General features: G+C 65.3%; 17 protein-coding genes. 11 read left to right on the forward strand and 6 right to left on the reverse strand.

Annotation, left to right across the window (positions count from 1 at the left end):
* Positions 1-10: 10 nt before the first annotated feature.
* On the reverse strand, positions 11-613 hold the full coding sequence (gene wrbA / locus HDG37_RS13050) for an NAD(P)H:quinone oxidoreductase (RefSeq protein ID WP_184047853.1): 603 nt from the start codon (positions 611-613) through the stop codon (positions 11-13).
* A 142-nt stretch (positions 614-755) separates the two neighbouring features.
* On the opposite strand from wrbA, the gene HDG37_RS13055 reads away from it, so the two are divergent.
* Complete coding sequence (locus HDG37_RS13055) at positions 756-2,069, forward strand: YihY family inner membrane protein (RefSeq protein WP_184047856.1); 1,314 nt, start codon at positions 756-758, stop codon at positions 2,067-2,069.
* A gap of 34 nt (positions 2,070-2,103) precedes the next feature.
* On the opposite strand, the gene HDG37_RS13060 is transcribed toward HDG37_RS13055, so the two are convergent.
* The 3 genes from HDG37_RS13060 to HDG37_RS13070 form a co-directional block, all read right to left on the reverse strand.
* Positions 2,104-2,424 (reverse strand): Mpo1-like protein, encoded by a 321-nt coding sequence (locus HDG37_RS13060; protein WP_184006183.1) that lies wholly within the window; start codon positions 2,422-2,424, stop codon positions 2,104-2,106.
* 209 nt (positions 2,425-2,633) lie between these two features.
* A complete protein-coding gene (locus HDG37_RS13065; protein ID WP_184047859.1) occupies positions 2,634-3,467 on the reverse strand; it encodes an alpha/beta fold hydrolase in 834 nt (277 codons plus the stop codon).
* On the reverse strand, positions 3,464-4,858 hold the full coding sequence (locus tag HDG37_RS13070) for an O-acetylhomoserine aminocarboxypropyltransferase (protein WP_184047862.1): 1,395 nt from the start codon (positions 4,856-4,858) through the stop codon (positions 3,464-3,466). Before HDG37_RS13070 ends, HDG37_RS13065 begins: the two co-directional genes overlap by 4 nt.
* A 272-nt stretch (positions 4,859-5,130) precedes the next feature.
* Between HDG37_RS13070 and HDG37_RS13075 the strand changes: the two genes are divergently transcribed.
* The 3 genes from HDG37_RS13075 (at position 5,131) to aroC (ending at position 9,002) form a co-directional block, all read left to right on the forward strand.
* Complete coding sequence (locus HDG37_RS13075; protein ID WP_018421164.1) at positions 5,131-5,598, forward strand: CBS domain-containing protein; 468 nt, start codon at positions 5,131-5,133, stop codon at positions 5,596-5,598.
* A gap of 202 nt (positions 5,599-5,800) precedes the next feature.
* Positions 5,801-7,738 (forward strand): MFS transporter, encoded by a 1,938-nt coding sequence (locus HDG37_RS13080; protein WP_184047865.1) that lies wholly within the window; start codon positions 5,801-5,803, stop codon positions 7,736-7,738.
* 163 nt (positions 7,739-7,901) lie between these two features.
* A complete protein-coding gene (aroC, locus tag HDG37_RS13085; protein ID WP_184047868.1) occupies positions 7,902-9,002 on the forward strand; it encodes a chorismate synthase in 1,101 nt (366 codons plus the stop codon).
* A 174-nt stretch (positions 9,003-9,176) separates the two neighbouring features.
* On the opposite strand, the gene HDG37_RS13090 is transcribed toward aroC, so the two are convergent.
* Complete coding sequence (locus HDG37_RS13090; RefSeq protein WP_184047871.1) at positions 9,177-10,850, reverse strand: electron transfer flavoprotein-ubiquinone oxidoreductase; 1,674 nt, start codon at positions 10,848-10,850, stop codon at positions 9,177-9,179.
* 186 nt (positions 10,851-11,036) lie between these two features.
* Here HDG37_RS13090 and HDG37_RS13095 point away from each other — a divergent pair, with 186 nt between their 5' ends.
* Positions 11,037-11,813 carry an SDR family oxidoreductase gene (locus HDG37_RS13095; RefSeq protein ID WP_184047874.1) on the forward strand — a complete coding sequence of 259 codons (777 nt, stop codon included), beginning with the start codon at positions 11,037-11,039 and terminating at the stop codon, positions 11,811-11,813.
* A gap of 56 nt (positions 11,814-11,869) precedes the next feature.
* A complete protein-coding gene (locus HDG37_RS13100; RefSeq protein WP_090800991.1) occupies positions 11,870-12,301 on the forward strand; it encodes a thioesterase family protein in 432 nt (143 codons plus the stop codon).
* A 44-nt stretch (positions 12,302-12,345) separates the two neighbouring features.
* Here the strand turns inward: HDG37_RS13100 and HDG37_RS13105 are convergent, their stop codons facing one another.
* Positions 12,346-12,891, reverse strand: a complete 546-nt coding sequence (locus HDG37_RS13105) for a LuxR C-terminal-related transcriptional regulator (RefSeq protein WP_018421157.1) — start codon at positions 12,889-12,891, stop codon at positions 12,346-12,348.
* A 219-nt stretch (positions 12,892-13,110) separates the two neighbouring features.
* On the opposite strand from HDG37_RS13105, the gene HDG37_RS13110 reads away from it, so the two are divergent.
* The 5 genes from HDG37_RS13110 (at position 13,111) to HDG37_RS13130 (ending at position 18,347) form a co-directional block, all read left to right on the forward strand.
* Positions 13,111-13,815: a CoA transferase subunit A gene (locus HDG37_RS13110; RefSeq protein ID WP_184047877.1), complete on the forward strand. Its 705-nt coding sequence runs from the start codon at positions 13,111-13,113 to the stop codon at positions 13,813-13,815.
* A gap of 2 nt (positions 13,816-13,817) precedes the next feature.
* Positions 13,818-14,459: a CoA transferase subunit B gene (locus HDG37_RS13115; protein ID WP_184021841.1), complete on the forward strand. Its 642-nt coding sequence runs from the start codon at positions 13,818-13,820 to the stop codon at positions 14,457-14,459.
* Between the two features lie 227 nt (positions 14,460-14,686).
* Positions 14,687-15,601, forward strand: a complete 915-nt coding sequence (locus HDG37_RS13120) for an alpha/beta fold hydrolase (RefSeq protein WP_184047880.1) — start codon at positions 14,687-14,689, stop codon at positions 15,599-15,601.
* Positions 15,602-15,680: 79 nt separating this feature from the next.
* Positions 15,681-16,034, forward strand: a complete 354-nt coding sequence (locus tag HDG37_RS13125) for a RidA family protein (protein WP_184021856.1) — start codon at positions 15,681-15,683, stop codon at positions 16,032-16,034.
* Between the two features lie 69 nt (positions 16,035-16,103).
* Complete coding sequence (locus tag HDG37_RS13130) at positions 16,104-18,347, forward strand: bifunctional (p)ppGpp synthetase/guanosine-3',5'-bis(diphosphate) 3'-pyrophosphohydrolase (RefSeq protein ID WP_184047883.1); 2,244 nt, start codon at positions 16,104-16,106, stop codon at positions 18,345-18,347.
* The last annotated feature ends 65 nt before the right edge of the window (positions 18,348-18,412 follow it).

Genomic DNA, 18,412 nt, shown 5'->3' on the forward strand with positions numbered 1-18,412 from the left:
GGCTTTACGCTCATGGCCTTTCGGACATCGACGCCGCCGTGAGCCCAACGCGCGCACCGAGCGCAATCGCCAGCGTCCGTTCGTCGGCGGAGATGCCATGGCCGGTCGTGCCCGCGCGCGCGTAATGCGACGCGCCGTACGGCGTGCCGCCGGTCTGCGTGGTGGACAGCGCGCTCTCCGTGTATGGAATGCCGACGATCAGCATGCCGTGATGGAGCAGCGGCAGCATCATCGACAGCAGCGTGGATTCCTGGCCGCCGTGCAGGCTGCCGGTCGACGTGAACACGCAGGCCGGCTTGCCCGACAGTGCACCGGATAGCCACTGCGGCGTGGTGCCGTCGAGAAAGTATTTGAGCGCGGCCGCCATGTTGCCGAAGCGGGTCGGCGAACCGAGCGCGAGGCCCGCGCATTCTTCGAGGTCGCGCAGCTCGACGTACGGTGGTCCTTCGGTGGGAATGTCCGGCTCGCTCGCCTCGCAAACCGTGGAAACCGCCGGCACGGTGCGCACGCGCGCCTGCATGCCGGGGACGCTGTCGACGCCGTGCGCGATCGCCAGCGCGAGCTCGCGGGTGGCGCCGTGACGGCTGTAATAAAGCACGAGAATGTCTTTCATAGGCCTCATCGTTGAACGGGTATTATAGGGGTTCGGTCAGTTGCAAAGGCCGCACATAGCCGTTCGGCCAGGAGCTTCGGCCAAAGGCCGCACGGAGTTCCCGCAGTCCCGGTCTGACGGTTCAGCAAGCAAGGAGGCAGGTTTGTTGGTTAGGGTGCGTTTCGATCTCGACACGCTTAAACGGCTCGCGCAATTCGCGGCGCAACGCATCGGCGAGGACCGGATTCCGCAGGTCGCGGGCAGCCTGACGTTCACGACGATGCTCGCGCTCGTGCCGCTCGCCACCGTCGCGTTTGCGCTGTTCACCGCGTTTCCGATCTTCAGCTCGTTCCAGGCGTCGCTGCAGTTTTTTCTTGCCGACCACCTGATGCCCGCGCAACTGAACGATCAGATCTTCAAGTATCTGAACCAGTTCGCATCGAAGGCCAAAGGGCTGACCACGATCGGCATGATCATCCTGTTCGTCACCGCGGTGATGACGATGATGACCGTCGAGTCCGCGTTCAATGTGATCTGGCGCGTGCGCAAGGCGCGGCCCGTCGCGCAGCGCATTCTCGTGTACTGGGCGATCATCACGCTCGGTCCGATCCTGATCGGCGTGAGCCTGTCCATCTCGTCGTATGTGTTCACGCAATCGATGTCGTTTAGCGCCGCGCAGCGCATCACGCCGCTGATCGAATGGGCGCTCGCGAGCGCCTCGCTGCCGTTCACGATGCTCGCGTTCACGATCCTTTACGTTTATCTGCCGAACTGCCGTGTCGAATGGCGCGACGCGGTGGTCGGCGGCGTGATCGCCGCGGTCGCGTTCGAGCTCGCCAAGCGCGGCTTCGGCTACTACGTGCGCCGTATTCCGACCTATACGGCGGTGTACGGAGCGTTCGCAGCGGTGCCGCTGTTCCTGTTGTGGATGTACCTGTGCTGGTTCATCACGCTGACCGGCGCGATGATCGCATCGGCGTTGCCGGCGATTCGCATCGGTCAGTTTCACCGCCCGGTGTTCTATGGCAGCAATCTGTTCGATTCGCTCGAATTGCTCGCGCGGCTGTGCGAAGCGCGTGAGGGCGGCAGACGCGGCTACACGATGCCCGAGCTTGCCCGGATGCTTCGCCGCGACAAGGATACGACGCTGATGCTGTTGCAGCGTCTCGAGGAGATCGAGTGGATCGCGCGGCTGGAGGAGGACCATACCGGCCCGCACTTCGTGCTCCTCGCGAACCCGGCGCAGGTGACCGTGCAGCGGCTGTACGACCTGTTCGTGATCGACCGCGCGGAGCTTACGTATCAGCTCGAACTCGACTCCACGCGCGTGGACGGCGGCATGCTGCTCGCCGCGCTCGACAATGACCAGCTGAAGGTGACGCTCGCCGCGTTGCTCGCCTCGCGCGCGGCGGCACGGGCGGCGCGACCCGGCGATGGCGAGCGCGCGGCGGCTTCGATGCCGCACCAGGCTGCGTGATAGGGCGGCCAGACTTCGAGCCGCCCCGATAAAACTACAACGAAATCTTCCCCACGCAGATGTCCTTGAACATCACCCAGTCGCCCATCAGGCTGTAAAACGGATGACGGAAGGTGGCAGGCCGGTTCTTTTCGAAGAAGAAATGGCCGACCCACGCGAAGCCGTAGCCGCACACCACGGCCGCCGGCAACCATAGCCAGTCGCCGGTGGCGAGCGCCATCGCGAGGCAGCCAATGACGCCGAGCGAGCCGACGAAATGCAGCCGCCGCGACACGAGATTGCGATGCTCGCTCAGGTAGTACGGATAAAACTCCGCGAAGTTCGCGAAGTGATCGGTATGTGCTGTATGAGCCATGACGGCCTCCGGAGGCTGAGAAAGACAGCTTCAATCATTCTCCGGCGATCGCCTGCCTGGCGCAACCTGGCCATTCGGCAGATGGCGCGGCGGGTTCGGCGTGGGTATCGTGGTCGTTCGGTAGCGATTCGGTGGCGATTCGCAACGGCATTCCCGACGGCCGCCCGCGGAGCACCGAGGCGCGCGGCGAGCGGCCATCGCGCGCCCCTTCAGCCCGCTTCGTGCGGCGGCCGCGAAGCGAAGCCGTACAGCGCATCGAGCGTCGCGTCGGGTTGCTCGGTCATCAACGCGTGGCCCGCATCGAGCGTGACGGTGTCGACCGGCGTGCCCGCCTGCGCGAGCGCATCGGCAAGCGCTTTCGCCGCGCGCGGCGGCGTCATCGCATCGCGCCGGCCAACGATCAGGCGCGTGGCGCAACGCACCTGCGCCGCACGAGCGTGGCCGTCCGCATAGGTATGGCAGGCGGTGAAGTCGGTGTGGAACAGATGCGGCTCGCCGCTGGCGGACACGTGCTCCATCAGCCGCTGGTTCATGCCGTGCAGCCAGAAACCGGGGCCGGGGCACGAGGGCTTCGCGGCGAGCGTCGAATGCGACCACTGGTTGACCATGCCGATTGCCTCGGGCTCGCGATTGAGCGCGGCGTCGAGCAGCGCGTCGGAGACCGTCATCGGCAGCGCGGTGGCGAGCAGCGCAAGATGCGTTGCGCGCTGCGGATAGCGGCCGGCGAAGTCGAGCGCGATCAGCGAGCCCATGCTGTGACCGGCGACGAACGCACGCGTGACGCCCGCGGCGTCGAGCAGCGCGGCGAGCCAGTCGGCCAGCGCGGCGATGCTGGCGAGCGCGGGGCCGGCGCTGCGTCGGTGGCCCGGCAGATCGACCGCGAGCACGCCGAAGCCGTGATGCGCGAAGTAGCGGCTTTGCAGCGCCCACACGCTGTGATCGTGCTCGGCACCGTGGATGAACACGGCGGTTGGCAGGCTCGCGTCGAAGGGTTTGCCGCCGGTGTAGGCGTAGGCCGGTTTGCCTTGAACGGTGACGATCATGCGGACTCCGGGCGGGCGGGGGGGCTCGTGGCGGCGGGCGCGGCAGTGGCGGTCTGTTGCGAGGCGCTGCTCGGCGTTGCGGTACGACCGCCGCTTGCCGGCTGCGCGGTTTTTTGCGCGGCCTTCAGCGCGCGCTTGAGATCGTCGATCAGGTCATCCGGATCTTCGAGCCCGATCGACAGACGGATCGTGCCTTCGGTGATACCGGCCGCGGCGAGCGCGGCGGCATCCATGCGGAAGTGCGTCGTCGATGCCGGGTGAATCACCAGCGAGCGCGCGTCGCCGACGTTCGCGAGGTGCGAGAAGAGCGTGAGCGCTTCGATGAAGGCGCGCCCGGCCGCGCGGTCGCCGCGCAGGTTGAAGCTGAACACGGCGCCCGCGCCGCGCGGTAGCAGCCGCCTGGCGAGCGCGTGGTCGGGATGCGTCGGCAACTCGGGATAGGCGACCGATTCGACCGCCGCATGACCGGCGAGAAACTCGACCACGCGCCGTGTGTTGACGACGTGACGCTCCATGCGCAACGGCAGTGTCTCGATGCCTTGCAGCAACTGCCACGCGGCCTGCGGATGCAGGCACGCGCCGAAGTCGCGCAAGCCTTCCCGACGCGCGCGCAGCAGGAACGGCGCGACGGTGCTTTCCTCGGCGAATACCATGCCGTGGAAACCGTCGTACGGCTCGGTGAATTCGGGAAAGCGGCCGGAAGCTTCGAAGTCGAACGTGCCGCCGTCGACCAGCACCCCGCCGATCGTCGTGCCGTGGCCGCCGAGAAACTTGGTCGCCGAGTGGTAGACGAGGTCGGCGCCGTGCTCGAAGGGGCGCAGCAGGTAGGGCGTCGTGAAGGTCGAGTCGACCAGCAACGGCAGGCGGTGCGCGTGCGCGATCTGTGCGAGCGCGGCGATGTCGAGCACGTCGAGGCCCGGATTGCCGAGCGTTTCGCCGAATAGCAGGCGCGTGTTGGGGCGCAGCGCGGCGCGCCACGCGTCGAAGTCGCCGGGCTTGACGAAGGTCGTCTCGATACCGAAGCGTCTCAGCGTGTAATGCAGCAGATTGTGCGAGCCGCCGTACAGCGCGCTCGACGCGACGATGTGCGAACCCGCGCCCATCAGCGTCGCGATCGCCAGATGCAGCGCGGCCTGCCCGCTCGCGGTGCCGATCGCGCCGGCGCCATTTTCGAGCGCGGCGACGCGCTCCTCGAACACGGCGACGGTCGGATTCGAGATGCGCGAGTAGACGTGGCCGGCGCGCTCCATGTTGAACAGCGCGGCGGCATGATCCGAGTCGCGGAACGAAAACGACGTGGTCTGGTAGATCGGCGTCGCGCGCGCCCCGGTGGCAGGGTCGGGGGCTGCGCCGGCGTGCAGCGCAAGCGTATCGAAACGGTTGGCGGACATCGTGGGCGGCGGGCCGTGACCGGCCTCGCGAAAGATCGGGGTGGGCGGCCATCCTACCATTGGCGCGCGCCGCTTCAAGCGCGGTTTTCCCGCGGGTTCCTGCGGCTCGTGCCGGGAGCGGGGCATGCTCGCAATCTGGAAGTCAGACGAATTCGAGTCTGCGAAGCCCGCCGCGCCTTGGCTGGCGGGCCGCTTTCCTTTTATGGGCCTTTCCGATAGGATCGAAAAAACATTTCATGCACTGCAAGATTGGCGGTATCAGGAGATAGATCATGCGAGTCAGCGACATTCTTAAAGTCAAGGGCAATACCCTTTTTACGGTCACGCCGGATACCACGCTGCATGACGCCGTCAATACCATGGCCGAGCACGACATCGGCTCGCTCGTCGTGATGGAGTACGGCGACCTCGTCGGCATGCTGACGTTTCGCGAAATCATTCTGACCTTGAGCGAGAACGGCGGCAGCGTCGGCACCTCGACGATCCGCAAGGTGATGGACGACCATCCGCTCACCTGCACGCCCGAAACCGACGTCAACGAAGTGCGCCGCATGATGCTCGAGCATCACGTGCGCTATCTGCCCGTCATGGAAAGCCGCACGCTGATGGGCGTCATCTCGTTTTACGACGTCGCGAAGGCGGTGGTCGAGGAGCAGGGGTTCGAGAACCGCATGCTGAAGGCCTATATCCGCGACTGGCCGGAAGAGCAGGAAGGACAGGACCAGCAGCCGGCGCGTTGATGCGTGTGGCTCGAAGGTCGCGCTCCGGCCGTCGCCGCGAGCGCGAATCCGCCGACAGGGCGCGCGCGCAAGCGGGCGCTTTTTTTGTGTCTGGAGCTGGTGCGGACGGATTGCGGGAGCCGCGTGCGCGAGTCGCGGCGATCCGCTTGCCGGCCGTGCCGCCCGCTTCATCGCCATTGTTCCGCGCCGTTCTCCTGACTTCATGAACGATCGTCCGTTGCCCGCCGCCCGCCGCGCCGCTCGCGCGCACGAAGCGCACGAATCCCAGTTCCGCCTGCTCGGCCAGCGCCGCTTCGCGCCGTTCTTCTGGACACAGTTTCTCGGCGCGATGAACGACAACGTGTTCAAGATCGGCTTCACGTCGCTCGTCACGTATCAGGCGGCGCGGTTTTCGGGCGTCGACCCGAAAACCGCGGCGTTCCTGATCGCCGCGATTTTCATTCTGCCTTTCGTGCTGTTTTCGGCCACTTCCGGCCAGATCGCGGACAAGTACGACAAAGCGTTGCTCACGCGCCTCGTCAAGACTTTCGAGATCGCGGTGATGCTGGTCGGCGGCGCGGGGTTCTGGCTGCATGCCGCGCCGTTGCTGTACCTGTGCACGTTCCTGATGGGCGTGCATTCGACGGTATTCGGGCCGGTCAAGTACTCGTATCTGCCGCAGCATCTGTCGCAGGCGGAGCTGGTCGGCGGCAATGGCATGGTCGAGATGGGCACCTTCGTCGCGATCCTGATCGGCACGATCGTCGGCGGCGCGGGCGCGGGGTTCGCCGAGCATGGCGCGGTGGTGCTCGCTTGCGCGTGTATCGCGATCGCGCTGATCGGGCGCGCCGTGTCGGGCTTCGTGCCGGCTACGCCCGCGCCGCAGCCCGGGTTGCGCATCAACTGGAACCCGGTCAGCGAAACGTGGCGCAATCTGAAGCTCGCGCACGAAAACCGCACGGTGTTTCTTGGTCTGCTCGGCATTTCGTGGCTGTGGTTCGTCGGCGCGACGTTCCTCGCGTCGTTCTTCAACTTCGCGAAGGACGTGCTGTCCGCCGATCCCGACGTCGTGACCGTGCTGCTCGCCACGTTTTCGATCGGCATCGGCATCGGCTCGCTGTTGTGCGAACGGCTCTCGAAGCGGCGGATCGAAGTCGGCCTCGTGCCGCTCGGCTCGATCGGTATGAGCGTGTTCGCGATCGATCTTTTTTTCGCGAGCCACGCGCTGCCGCCGGCGGGGCATCTGCTCAGCGTTGGCGAATTTCTCGCGCGGCTAGCGCATTGGCGCGTGCTCGCCGATCTGTTCCTGCTCGCGATGTTCGGCGGCTTTTACAGCGTGCCGCTGTATGCGCTGATCCAGAGTCGTAGTCAGCCGAGCCATCGCGCGCGCATCATCGCCGCGAACAACATCCTCAACTCGCTGTTCATGATCGTGTCGGCGCTCATGGCGATGGGCCTGACCGCCGCGGGCTTCAGTATTCCGGCGATCTTCCTCGTCACCGCGCTTCTGAATGTGGTCGTCGCGGGCTACATCTATTTGCTCGTGCCGGAGTTCCTGCTGCGCTTCATCGCGTGGCTGCTCGTGCATACGTTCTACCGGATCCGGCTCGTGCACGCGGAGCGGATTCCGGAACAGGGCGCGGCGGTGCTCGTGTGCAACCACGTCAGTTTCGTCGATGCGATCGTCATCATGGCCGAAAGCCCGCGGCCGATCCGCTTCGTGATGGACCACCAGATCTTCCGCTCGCCGTTCGTCGGCTGGCTGTTCCGGCACGCGAAGGCGATTCCGATCGCGTCCGCGCATCAGGACGCGGCGCTGCTCGCGCGTGCGTACGACCTGTGCGCGCAGGCGCTCGCGGACGGCGAGCTCGTCTGTATCTTTCCCGAAGGGAAGCTGACGCGTACCGGCGAGCTGAATCCGTTTCGCCACGGCGTCGCCGAGATCGTCAGGCGGACGCCGGCGCCCGTCATTCCGATGGCGCTGCGCGGGCTGTGGGGCAGCGTGTTTTCGCGCGCGGTGGACGCAACCTGGCCGCGGCCGATCAGCAAGGGTGTGATGAGCCGGCTGAGCCTCGCCGTCGGCGAGCCGATCGACCCGGCGCTCGCGACGCCGGAGACGCTGCAGCGGCTCGTGACCGAGCTGCGCGGCGCCCGCAAATAGCCGTGGGCCGATGCGCGGACGCCGAGATGGCGAACTCGCCCACCATCACCCGCTTTCGGCCGAGTGCGCCCTGGCCGATCGGCCATCGCCGTCGCCAGGCCCGCCTTCGAGGCGAGCGGGCTGGCATAATAGCGGTCTCCCCGTATTTCTTTGGACGACGCTCATGTCCGGCAACACGCTCGGTACGCTTTTCACTGTCACGACCTTCGGCGAATCGCACGGCCCCGCTATCGGCTGCGTGATCGACGGCTGCCCGCCGGGCATGGCGCTCAACGAAGCCGACATCCAGTTCGAACTCGATCGCCGCAAGCCGGGCACGTCGCGCCACGTGACGCAGCGCCAGGAAGAAGACAAGGTCGAGATCCTCTCGGGCGTGTTCGAAGGTCAAACCACCGGCGCGCCAATTGCGCTGCTGATCCGCAATACCGACCAGCGCAGCAAGGACTACGGCAACATCGCGGAAACGTTCCGCCCCGGCCACGCCGACTACACGTACTGGCAAAAGTACGGCATTCGCGATTACCGCGGTGGCGGCCGCTCGTCGGCACGGCTGACGGCGCCGGCGGTCGCGGCGGGCGCGGTCGCGAAGAAGTGGCTGCGCGAGAAGTTCGGCACCGAAATTCGCGGCTATATGGCCGCGCTCGGCGAGATCGACGTGCCGTTCGTCGATTGGGCGCAGGTGCGCGAAAACCCGTTTTTCGTGCCGAATGCGGAGATCGTTCCGCAGCTCGAGGCGTATATGGACGCGCTGCGCAAGGACGGTGATTCGATCGGCGCGCGCATCAACGTAGTTACCTCCGGTGTGCCGGTCGGCCTCGGCGAGCCGCTGTTCGACCGCCTCGACGCCGACATCGCGCACGCGATGATGGGCATCAACGCGGTGAAGGGCGTCGAGATCGGCGCGGGCTTCGCGAGCGTCGCGCAACGCGGCTCGGTGCATGGCGACGAGCTGACGCCGGAAGGTTTCGTCGGCAATCACGCTGGCGGCGTGCTCGGCGGTATTTCGACGGGGCAGGACATCACGGTGTCGATCGCGATCAAGCCGACGTCGAGCATTCGCACGCCGCGCCGTTCGATCGACAAGGCGGGGAACCCCGCGATCGTCGAGACCTTCGGGCGGCACGACCCCTGCGTCGGCATTCGTGCGACGCCGATCGCCGAGTCGATGCTTGCGCTCGTGCTGATCGATCACGCGCTGCGCCATCGCGCGCAATGCGGCGATGTGGCCGTGAGCACGCCGAAGATCGCGGCAAGCGCGCCGTAACCCTGACGCGGTCCCGCGATTGGCGGCGAACGGGCCGCCATAAAAAGATTAGGGAAGGGGACCAACGAAACGCGCAAGAATGCGCGCAGACGAAAGCGCGAGCGCGCTATCGGAATTTGCCTGCGCGACGCTGCCGGTTATCGCGCAGCGCCGCACAGGCAGACGGCACATCAATCACATATTCGGATAGTTCGGACCGCCACCGCCTTCCGGCGTGACCCACACGATATTCTGCGTCGGGTCCTTGATATCGCAGGTCTTGCAGTGCACGCAGTTCTGCGCATTGATGACGAGCCGCTCGCTGCCATCGTCGTTCTTCACGAACTCGTACACTGCGGCCGGGCAATAACGCGCCTCCGGTCCCGCGTAGGTCTGCCAGTTCACGTTGACCGGCACGCTCGGATCCTTCAGCGTCAGGTGCGCCGGCTGATTTTCCTCGTGATTCGTGTTCGAGATGAACACCGAGGAGAGCCGATCGAACGTCAGCTTGCCGTCCGGCTTCGGATACGTGATCGGCTTGCACTGCGAAGCCGGCTTCAGCATCTCGTGATCGGAATGCTGGTGATGCAGCGTCCACGGCACGTTGCCGCCGAGCAGCTTCTGCTCGAGACCGACCATCAGCGTGCCGAGGTAGAGACCCTTGCTCATCCACTGCTTGAAGTTACGCGCGCGATACAGCTCGGTGTAGAGCCACGACGTCTTGAACGCTTCCGGGTAGGCGCTCAGTTCGTCCGACTGACGGCCGGCCTGGACGGCGTCGAACGCGGCATCGGCGGCGAGCATGCCGGTCTTGATCGCGGCGTGCGAACCCTTGATGCGCGACGCGTTCAGGAAGCCCGCGTCGTCGCCGACCAGCGCACCGCCTGGGAACACCAGCTTCGGCAACGACATCAGGCCGCCCGCGGTGATCGCGCGCGCGCCGTAGGACACGCGCTTGCCGCCTTCGAGAATCGCGCGGATCGCCGGATGCGTCTTGTAGCGCTGGAATTCCTCGAACGGCGACAGATACGGATTCGAATAGCCGAGGCCGACCACGAAGCCGACCACGACCTGGTTGTTGTCCATGTGGTAGAGGAACGAGCCGCCGTAGGTGTCGTTTTCGAGCGGCCAGCCGGCCGTGTGCATCACCAGACCCGGCTTGTGCCTGGCGGGATCGATCTCCCACAGCTCCTTGATACCGATGCCGTACACCTGCGGATCGACGCCGTCGCGCAGCTTGAACTTCTCGTTCAGCTGACGGCCGAGGTGGCCGCGCGCGCCTTCGCAGAACAGCGTGTACTTCGCGTGCAGCTCCATGCCGAGCTGGAAGTTCCCGGTCGGTTCGCCGTCCTTGCCGATGCCGAGGTTGCCGGTCGCGACGCCCTTGACCGAGCCGTCGTCGTTGTACAGCACTTCGGCCGCCGGAAAGCCCGGGAATATCTCGACGCCGAGCGCCTCGGCCTGCTGACCCAGCCAGCGCGTCACGTTCGCGAGGCTGATCACGTAGTTGCCGTGGTTCTTGAAATTGTCCGGCAGCGCCCAGGTCGGCACGCTCTTCGAACCGGTTTCCGTCAGGAACAGGAATCTGTCTTCGGTCACGTCCACCGTCAGCGGCGCGCCTTTTTCCTTCCAGTCCGGGATCAGCTCGGTCAGTGCGCGCGGGTCCATCACCGCGCCCGACAGAATATGGGCCCCGATCTCTGAGCCTTTTTCGAGTACGCACACGCCAATGTCAGCGCCTCGCTCGGCGGCGCGCTGCTTCAGGCGAATGGCCGCCGACAGGCCCGCAGGGCCGCCGCCGACGATGACGACGTCATACTCCATCGACTCGCGCGGGCCGTACTGCTCAATGAGACTTGCGGGGGTCATTGATGCTCCTCTTACCGTTAGAATGCTTTTTTCGGGTTCGTATTGTGGGCGATCGATTCCCGCGCCGCAACCCGAAAGCCACAGATTAGCACGACCGTACTATTTCATGATACGGTATAGACCCTTAGTCGGGTCCTACCGAACCCGTCAACCGCAGTTGTCACCACAACCGAACAAGGAAAGACAATGGGCCGTTCGATCAATCTGGAAGGCAAGGTCGCGCTGATTACCGGCGCCTCGAGCGGGCTGGGCAAGCGCTTCGCGCAGGTGCTATCGCAGGCGGGCGCGAAGGTCGTGCTGGCGAGCCGACGTACCGAGCGGCTCAAGGAACTGCGTGCGGAAATCGAGGCGTCCGGCGGCGCCGCGCACGTCGTGTCGCTCGACGTGACCGACTATCAGAGCATCAAGTCGGCGGTCGCGCATGCGGAGACCGAGGCCGGCACCATCGATATCCTCGTCAACAACTCGGGCGTGTCGACCACGCAGAAGCTGTCCGAGGTCACGCCGGCGGACTTCGAATACGTGTTCGACACGAATACGCGCGGCGCGTTTTTCGTGGCGCAGGAAGTCGCCAAGCGCATGATCATGCGCGGCAACACCGCGCAGAAGCCGTCGTACCGGATCATCAACATCGCGTCGATGGCGGGCTTGCGCGTGCTGCCGCAAATCGGCCTGTATTCGATGAGCAAGGCCGCGGTCGTCCACATGACGAAGGCGATGGCGCTCGAGTGGGGCAAGCACGGCATCAATGTGAACGCGATCTGCCCCGGGTATATCGACACCGAGATCAACCATCACCACTGGTCGACCGATCAGGGGCAGAAACTCGTGGCGATGCTGCCGCGTCATCGGGTCGGCAAGCCGGAGGATCTCGATGGGCTGCTCCTGCTGCTCGCGGCGGATGAATCGCAGTTCATCAACGGCTCGGTGATCGTCGCCGACGACGGCTTCGGACTCGCGTGAGCGGGTTGTCCAAAGTTTCAAAAGTCAGGCAGAAAAAGGAAGAACGGAAGTACAGAATGAGCGATTTTCACGCAGTTTTCGAAATGACGATGCCGATCCGCTGGGGCGACATGGACGCCTTCGGTCACGTCAACAACACGGTTTATTTCCGCTACATGGAGCAGGTGCGGATTTCCTGGTTCGAGCACATGGACTTTGTCGGCCAGCGCGCGCACGGGCAGGGGCCGGTGATCGTCAATGCGTCGATGGAGTTTCTGAAGCAGCTGCACTATCCGGGCGACGTGATCGGCCGGATGTCGGTGGCGACACCGGGGCGCAGCAGCTTCGATACGGCTTTCGAGCTCCTGCGCGCCGATGAGCCGGATACGCTCTATGCGCGAGGCGCCGCGCGATGCGTGTGGATCGACTACGCGGCGGGCAAGTCGGTGCCGGTGCCTGACGTACTGCGTGCGGCCATCGAGAGCGCGGCGCTCGTCAAGGCGGCCTGAGCGCGCGGCTTGACAGCGTTGTCGCGCGCTTCAAACACCCTCTCTCAATCCCCGAGCAGCCGCTGCAACAGCTCGGTCGCATTGCCCGTATCGTATTTGCGCATGAGCCGCGCGCGGTAGACGTCGACCGTGCGCGGGCTGATGTCGAGCACGCGGCCGATCTGCTTACTGGTCTTGCCCGTCACCAGTTGCGCGGCGATTTCGCGCTCGCGTGGCGTCAGTTCCACCGCGACCCGCCGGGTTGCGCTCAAATCCTCGAAAGTCCAGACACCCGCCGCGTGCGGGTCGGTGCGCTGCTGCGCGCGGCCCGTCACGTGACACCAGAACAGCTCGCCGTTCGCGCGCTTCATGATCCGGTCGTCCGCGTAGCTGCCTTGCGCGGTCATGATCGGCGGAATGCGCGCGCCGATCCGCTCGAACTCGTCCGCCGATGGATACAACACCTGGAACGACTGACCGATCAGCGCGTCGCGCGCGTAGCCGAATATCGACGCTAGCTCGTCGTTGCAGTCTTCGATGGTCCGCTCGCGGGACAGCACGAGTCCGATCGGCGCGAGGTGAAACGCAGTGCGGTAATCCAGGGCGGGCATGGGCGGGAGGCAAGTACTTATGTATTTTTGCGTATTGTGCCGCATGGCGGGCCCAGCGTACTCTTTCGGGCAGATGACAACGCGGCTCAAGCCGCGGATGACTAGAATGACGTAGCGGTATCGTGAGGCGACGTGAAGTTCGCCCGTTGCGATATCAGCCGCAATGATCCGGCGGCCTGCGTACACGTTTCGGGTTTCCATAGAGGAAGGGACATACAGATGAACAAGGTCTATCCAGGCGCCGCCGAGGCGCTGAAGGACATCGTCAAGGACGGGCAGACGTTCGCCGTCGGCGGCTTCGGGTTGTGCGGCATTCCTGAGGCGCTGATCGCAGCGCTGCGCGATTCGAAGGTGCAGGGCATCACCTGCATCAGCAACAACGCGGGCGTCGACGGTTTCGGCCTCGGCTTGCTGCTCGAGACGCGTCAGATCAAGAAAATGATCTCGTCGTACGTCGGCGAAAACAAGGAGTTCGAGCGCCAGTACCTGGCCGGCGAACTCGAGCTCGAATTCACGCCGCAAGGCACGCTCGCCGAGAAGCTGCGCGCGGGCGGCTCGGGCATCCCGGCGTTTTTCACGAACACCGGCTACGGCACGCAGATCGCCGAGGGCAAGGAAACCCGCCAGTTCGGCGAGAACCACTACGTGCTCGAACATTCGCTGAGCGCCGATGTCGCGCTCGTCAAGGCATGGAAGGCCGACAAGTCCGGCAACCTGATCTATCGCCGCACCGCGCGCAACTTCAATCCGATGTGCGCGATGGCGGGCCGCATCACCGTCGCGGAAGTCGAAGAGATCGTCGAAGTGGGCGAGCTCGATCCGGACGCGATCCATACGCCTGGCATCTTCGTGCAGCGCATCGTGCTGAATGCGCATCCGGAAAAACGCATCGAACAACGCGTCGTCCGCGCGAAAGGAGACTGATCATGGCATGGACTCGTGACGAAATGGCCGCGCGCGCGGCGAAGGAACTGCAGGACGGCTTTTACGTGAACCTCGGCATCGGCTTGCCGACGCTGGTCGCGAACCACGTGCCGGCGGGCGTCGAAGTGTGGCTGCAGTCGGAGAACGGTCTGCTCGGTATCGGCCCGTCGCCGACCGAAGACGAAGTCGACGCCGACCTGATCAACGCCGGCAAGCAAACGGTGACGACGCTGCCCGGTTCGTCGATCTTCTCGTCGGCGGATTCATTCGCGATGATTCGCGGCGGCCACATCAATCTCGCGATTCTCGGTGCGATGCAGATCAGCAGGAAGGGCGATCTCGCGAACTGGATGATCCCGGGCAAGATGATCAAGGGCATGGGCGGCGCGATGGACCTGGTCGCGGGCGTCAAGCGCGTTGTCGTGCTGATGGAGCACGTCGCGAAGGGCGATCAGCACAAGATCCTCGAAGAATGCACGCTGCCGCTGACGGGCGTGGGTGTGGTCGACGAGATCATCACCGATCTCGGCGTGATCGAAGTGACCGAAAACGGCTTGAAAGTGACCGAACTCGCGCCGGGTGTGAGCGTCGACGAAATCAAGGCGAAAACCGGCGCGCCGCTCGATGTGAGCGCGGTGAGCTGACGCGGGTTGAAACGCCGCTGCGCGCGTCGGCGCGACCGCGCGGCGGCAACGGTGTGTTCCGGACGGGCGAGACGAGAGTCTCGCCCGTTCTGTTTTTGGCGCGCGGCGGCGGATGCGCCGGACGGTTGGATCGACCTTCCTAAGCCTTCTGGCCGATCCTTGCCGCGCGGCGAAGCGGTTTACAATCGTTCGCAGCCCAATCCGCAGCGTCTTTGCAAGGACACCAGATGACCGCAACGACTTCCGCTTCCACCACCGGGCGGCCCGCGCCGCGTCAACGTTACTTGCGGTGCGCGAGCGCTGCCGGCCTGCATCGCGTCGCCTATACCGAGTGGGGCGACCCGGACAATCCGCGCGTGTTGCTGTGCGTGCACGGACTCACGCGATCGGGGCGCGATTTCGACCGCCTCGCCGTCAACTTCGCGGACACCTATCGCGTGGTGTGCCCGGACGTGGTTGGCCGGGGCTTGTCGTCGTGGCTCGCGAACCCCAACTTATACGCGGTGCCGCAGTACGTCGCCGACATGGTCACACTGATCGCGCGGCTCGACGTCGACACCGTCGACTGGTTCGGCACCTCGATGGGCGGCCTGATCGGCATGGGGCTCGCCGGCCTGCCGGACACGCCGATCCGCACGCTGCTGCTGAACGACGTCGGGCCGCATCTGGAGCCGGTCGCGGTCAAGCGCATCGGCGATTACCTTGGCAAGCCCGCACGCTTCGAAACGCTGCAGCAGGGCGTTGACTATGCCGCGCAGCTCGCGCAGAGCTTCGGACCGCTGACTGCGGACGAATGGCGCGAAATCAATACGCCGTTGCTGCGCGAAGAGGACGGCGCATGGGTGCTTCGCTATGACCCGCGCATCGCGCAGCCGTTCGCGGCGGTCACCGAGGAAGCGGCGAAGCTCGGCGAGGCGGCGCTGTGGCATTCGCTCGCGTCGTTCCAGGGGCCGGTGCTGGTGGTGCGCGGCGAGCAGTCGGATTTGCTGTCGCGTGAAACGGTCGCGAAGATGGTGTCGACCGCGCGTGCCGCATCGAGCGTGGAGATCGCCGGCGTCGGGCATGCGCCGGCGTTCCTGGCGGCGGACCAGATCGCGCTCGCGAGGGAGTTCTTCATCGGTCAGGCCGCGAACGCGTCATAATATTGAGTTCCGCGTGACGATTTCATCGGCAGTGTCGTGTGGGACGTAGTTCGATTAACCCCTCAGCTCAGGACTTTTCATGGCAGTCATTCGTTATCACGTCGGCAAGCGTCTCTCGGAAATGGCCGTGCACAACGGCACCGTGTACCTCGCGGGTCAGATCGCCGAAGACGACGATCAGGACATCGCCGGCCAGACGCGCGAAGTGCTCGGCCACATCGACCGTCTGCTCGCCGAAGCGAACAGCGACAAGTCGCTGTTGCTGTCGGTGCAGATCTATATCTCGGACATGGCGCATTTCGCCGGCATGAACGCCGTGTGGGACGAGTGGGTCGCGCAGGGCGACACGCCGCCGCGCGCGACCGTCGAGGCAAAGCTTGCGAATCCGAAGTGCCTCGTCGAAATCGTCGTGATCGCGGCGCAGCGCAACTGAGTCGCGGCCGTCCGGCAGCACCGTGGTTGATTTTCCGTTGAATCGTCTGGCCCGGCGGGCCGTCGCACCATGAACACCGATACCGTTCCGAGCGCGCCTCATCCCCATCGTTCCTTCGACGAAGCGATGGCGTTCGTGCGCGAACATGCGGGCGAGGTGCGGCTGTCGTCGGGCGAATTGCTCGCGGATCACGCGGCGGGCACCGCGTCGATCATGCGCAAGCTCAACGTCGATCCGCCGGCGGTGCTGGCCGCTGCGCTGTTTGCGCTGACACCGCATCTGCGCGATCCGGAGCGCGTGATCGCCGACCAGTTCGGCGAAGAAGTCGCCCAACTGGTCGGCGACGTACGCAAGCTGCTGCGGCTCGGCACGGTCAGTTTGCGCGCGGCGCAAAACGCGATGCCCGAGGCCGGGCGTGACGCGCAGGCTGCGCGCCGCGTGCAGGTCGAGGCGCTGCGCAAAATGCTGCTCGCGTTCGCGCAGGACATTCGCGTCGTGCTGATCCGCCTCGCGTCGCGGCTGCAAACGCTGCGTTATTACGCGGCCGCGAAGCTCACGCCGTCGCCCGACGTCGCACGCGAAACGCTCGATATCTACGCGCCGCTCGCGAACCGCCTCGGTATCTGGCAATTGAAGTGGGAGCTCGAGGACCTCGCGTTCCGTTTCGAGGAGCCGGACACCTACAAGCGCATCGCGAAACTGCTCGACGAGAAGCGCGTCGAGCGCGAGAGCTATGTCGCGCAGGCGATCGAACGCCTGCAGCAGGAGTTGGCCGCCGCGCATATCCGCGCGGAAGTGAGCGGTCGGCCGAAGCATATTTACAGCATCTGGCGCAAGATGCGCGGCAAGGAGCTGGACTTCGCCGAGCTGTACGACGTGCGCGCGTTTCGCGTGATCGTGCCGGACATCAAGGACTGCTACACCGTGCTCGGCATCGTGCACAACCTGTGGCAGCCGGTGCCGAAGGAGTTCGACGATTACATCTCCCGGCCGAAGCCCAACGGCTACAAGTCGCTGCACACCGTCGTGATCGGCGACGACGGCCGCGCGTTCGAAGTGCAGATCCGCACGCAGGAAATGCATCGCTTCGCCGAATACGGCGTGGCCGCGCACTGGCGCTACAAGGAAGCGGGTGCGCGCGGCTATGGCGGCACGTTCACCGCGAGCGAGAAGTACGACGAGAAGATCGCGTGGCTGCGACAGCTGCTCGCGTGGAAGGACGAAGTCTCCGAGGGCGAGCATGGCGAAGCGGGCTCGGCACAGCCGTGGGAGCAGTTGCGCCAGGCCACGCTCGACGACGATCACATCTACGTGCTGACGCCGCAGGCGCGCGTGATTCCGTTGCCGCACGGCGCGACGCCGATCGACTTCGCGTTTCACCTGCACAGCGAGCTTGGGCATCGTTGCCGCGGTGCGCGCGTCGACGGCGCGATGGTGCCGCTCAACACGCCGCTGCAGAACGGCCAGACGGTCGAGATCGTGGCGGTGAAGGAGGGCGGTCCGTCGCGCGACTGGCTTAATCCGCAACTTGGCTATCTGCAAAGCCCGCGCGCGCGGCAGAAGGTGCGCGCATGGTTCAACGCGGTGGAGTTACAGGAGCACATCGCGAATGGTCGCGCGATGGTTGAAAAAACCCTGCAGCGCGAAGGCAAGACCTCGGTCAATCTCGATCAACTGGCCGCGCGGCTCGGTTTCAAGACCACCGACGACCTGTTCTCCGTGGTCGGCAAGGAGGAGTTCAGTCTGAGGCTCGTCGAGCAGGCGTTGCAGGATGCGCCGCCGCCCGAGCCCGAGGTCGATGCGCCGGAGAAGTTCGAGAAACGCAGCAGCGGCGCGAGCGTCGCGCGCGGCGCATCCACGGGGGTGCTGGTGGTCGGCGTCGATGCGTTGCTCACCCAGCTCGCGCGATGCTGCCGGCCGGCGCCGCCCGACGACATCTGCGGATTCGTTACGCGAGGCAAGGGCATGTCGGTTCATCGCAGCGACTGCGCGACGTTCCGCCGGATGGCGGAGCGCGCGCCGGAGCGCGTGCTTCAGACGGCGTGGTCGGCGGACGTGATGAGCGGCCGCGGCCATTCCGTCTACCCGGTCGACCTCAGCATCGAGGCGACCGACCGGCAAGGTCTGCTGCGCGATATCTCCGAAGTATTCGCGCGGGAAAAGATGAACGTGATCGGCGTAAAGACGCAATCGCGCCGCAATGCCGCGTTCATGCAATTTACCGTCGAGGTGTCGAGCTCCGCGCAGATTCAGCGCGCGTGCACGCTGCTGGGCGAGATCACGGGTGTCGTGCGCGCGACGCGCAAGAACTGAGGCGCGGGCGGTTGGAAAAAGCCCCGCTAGTGGCGCGACGGATTAAAGTCGCTGCATAAAAGTAC

This window comes from Paraburkholderia sp. MM5384-R2 (genome assembly GCF_014201025.1).
GTDB classification, from domain to species: Bacteria; Pseudomonadota; Gammaproteobacteria; order Burkholderiales; family Burkholderiaceae; genus Paraburkholderia; species Paraburkholderia tuberum.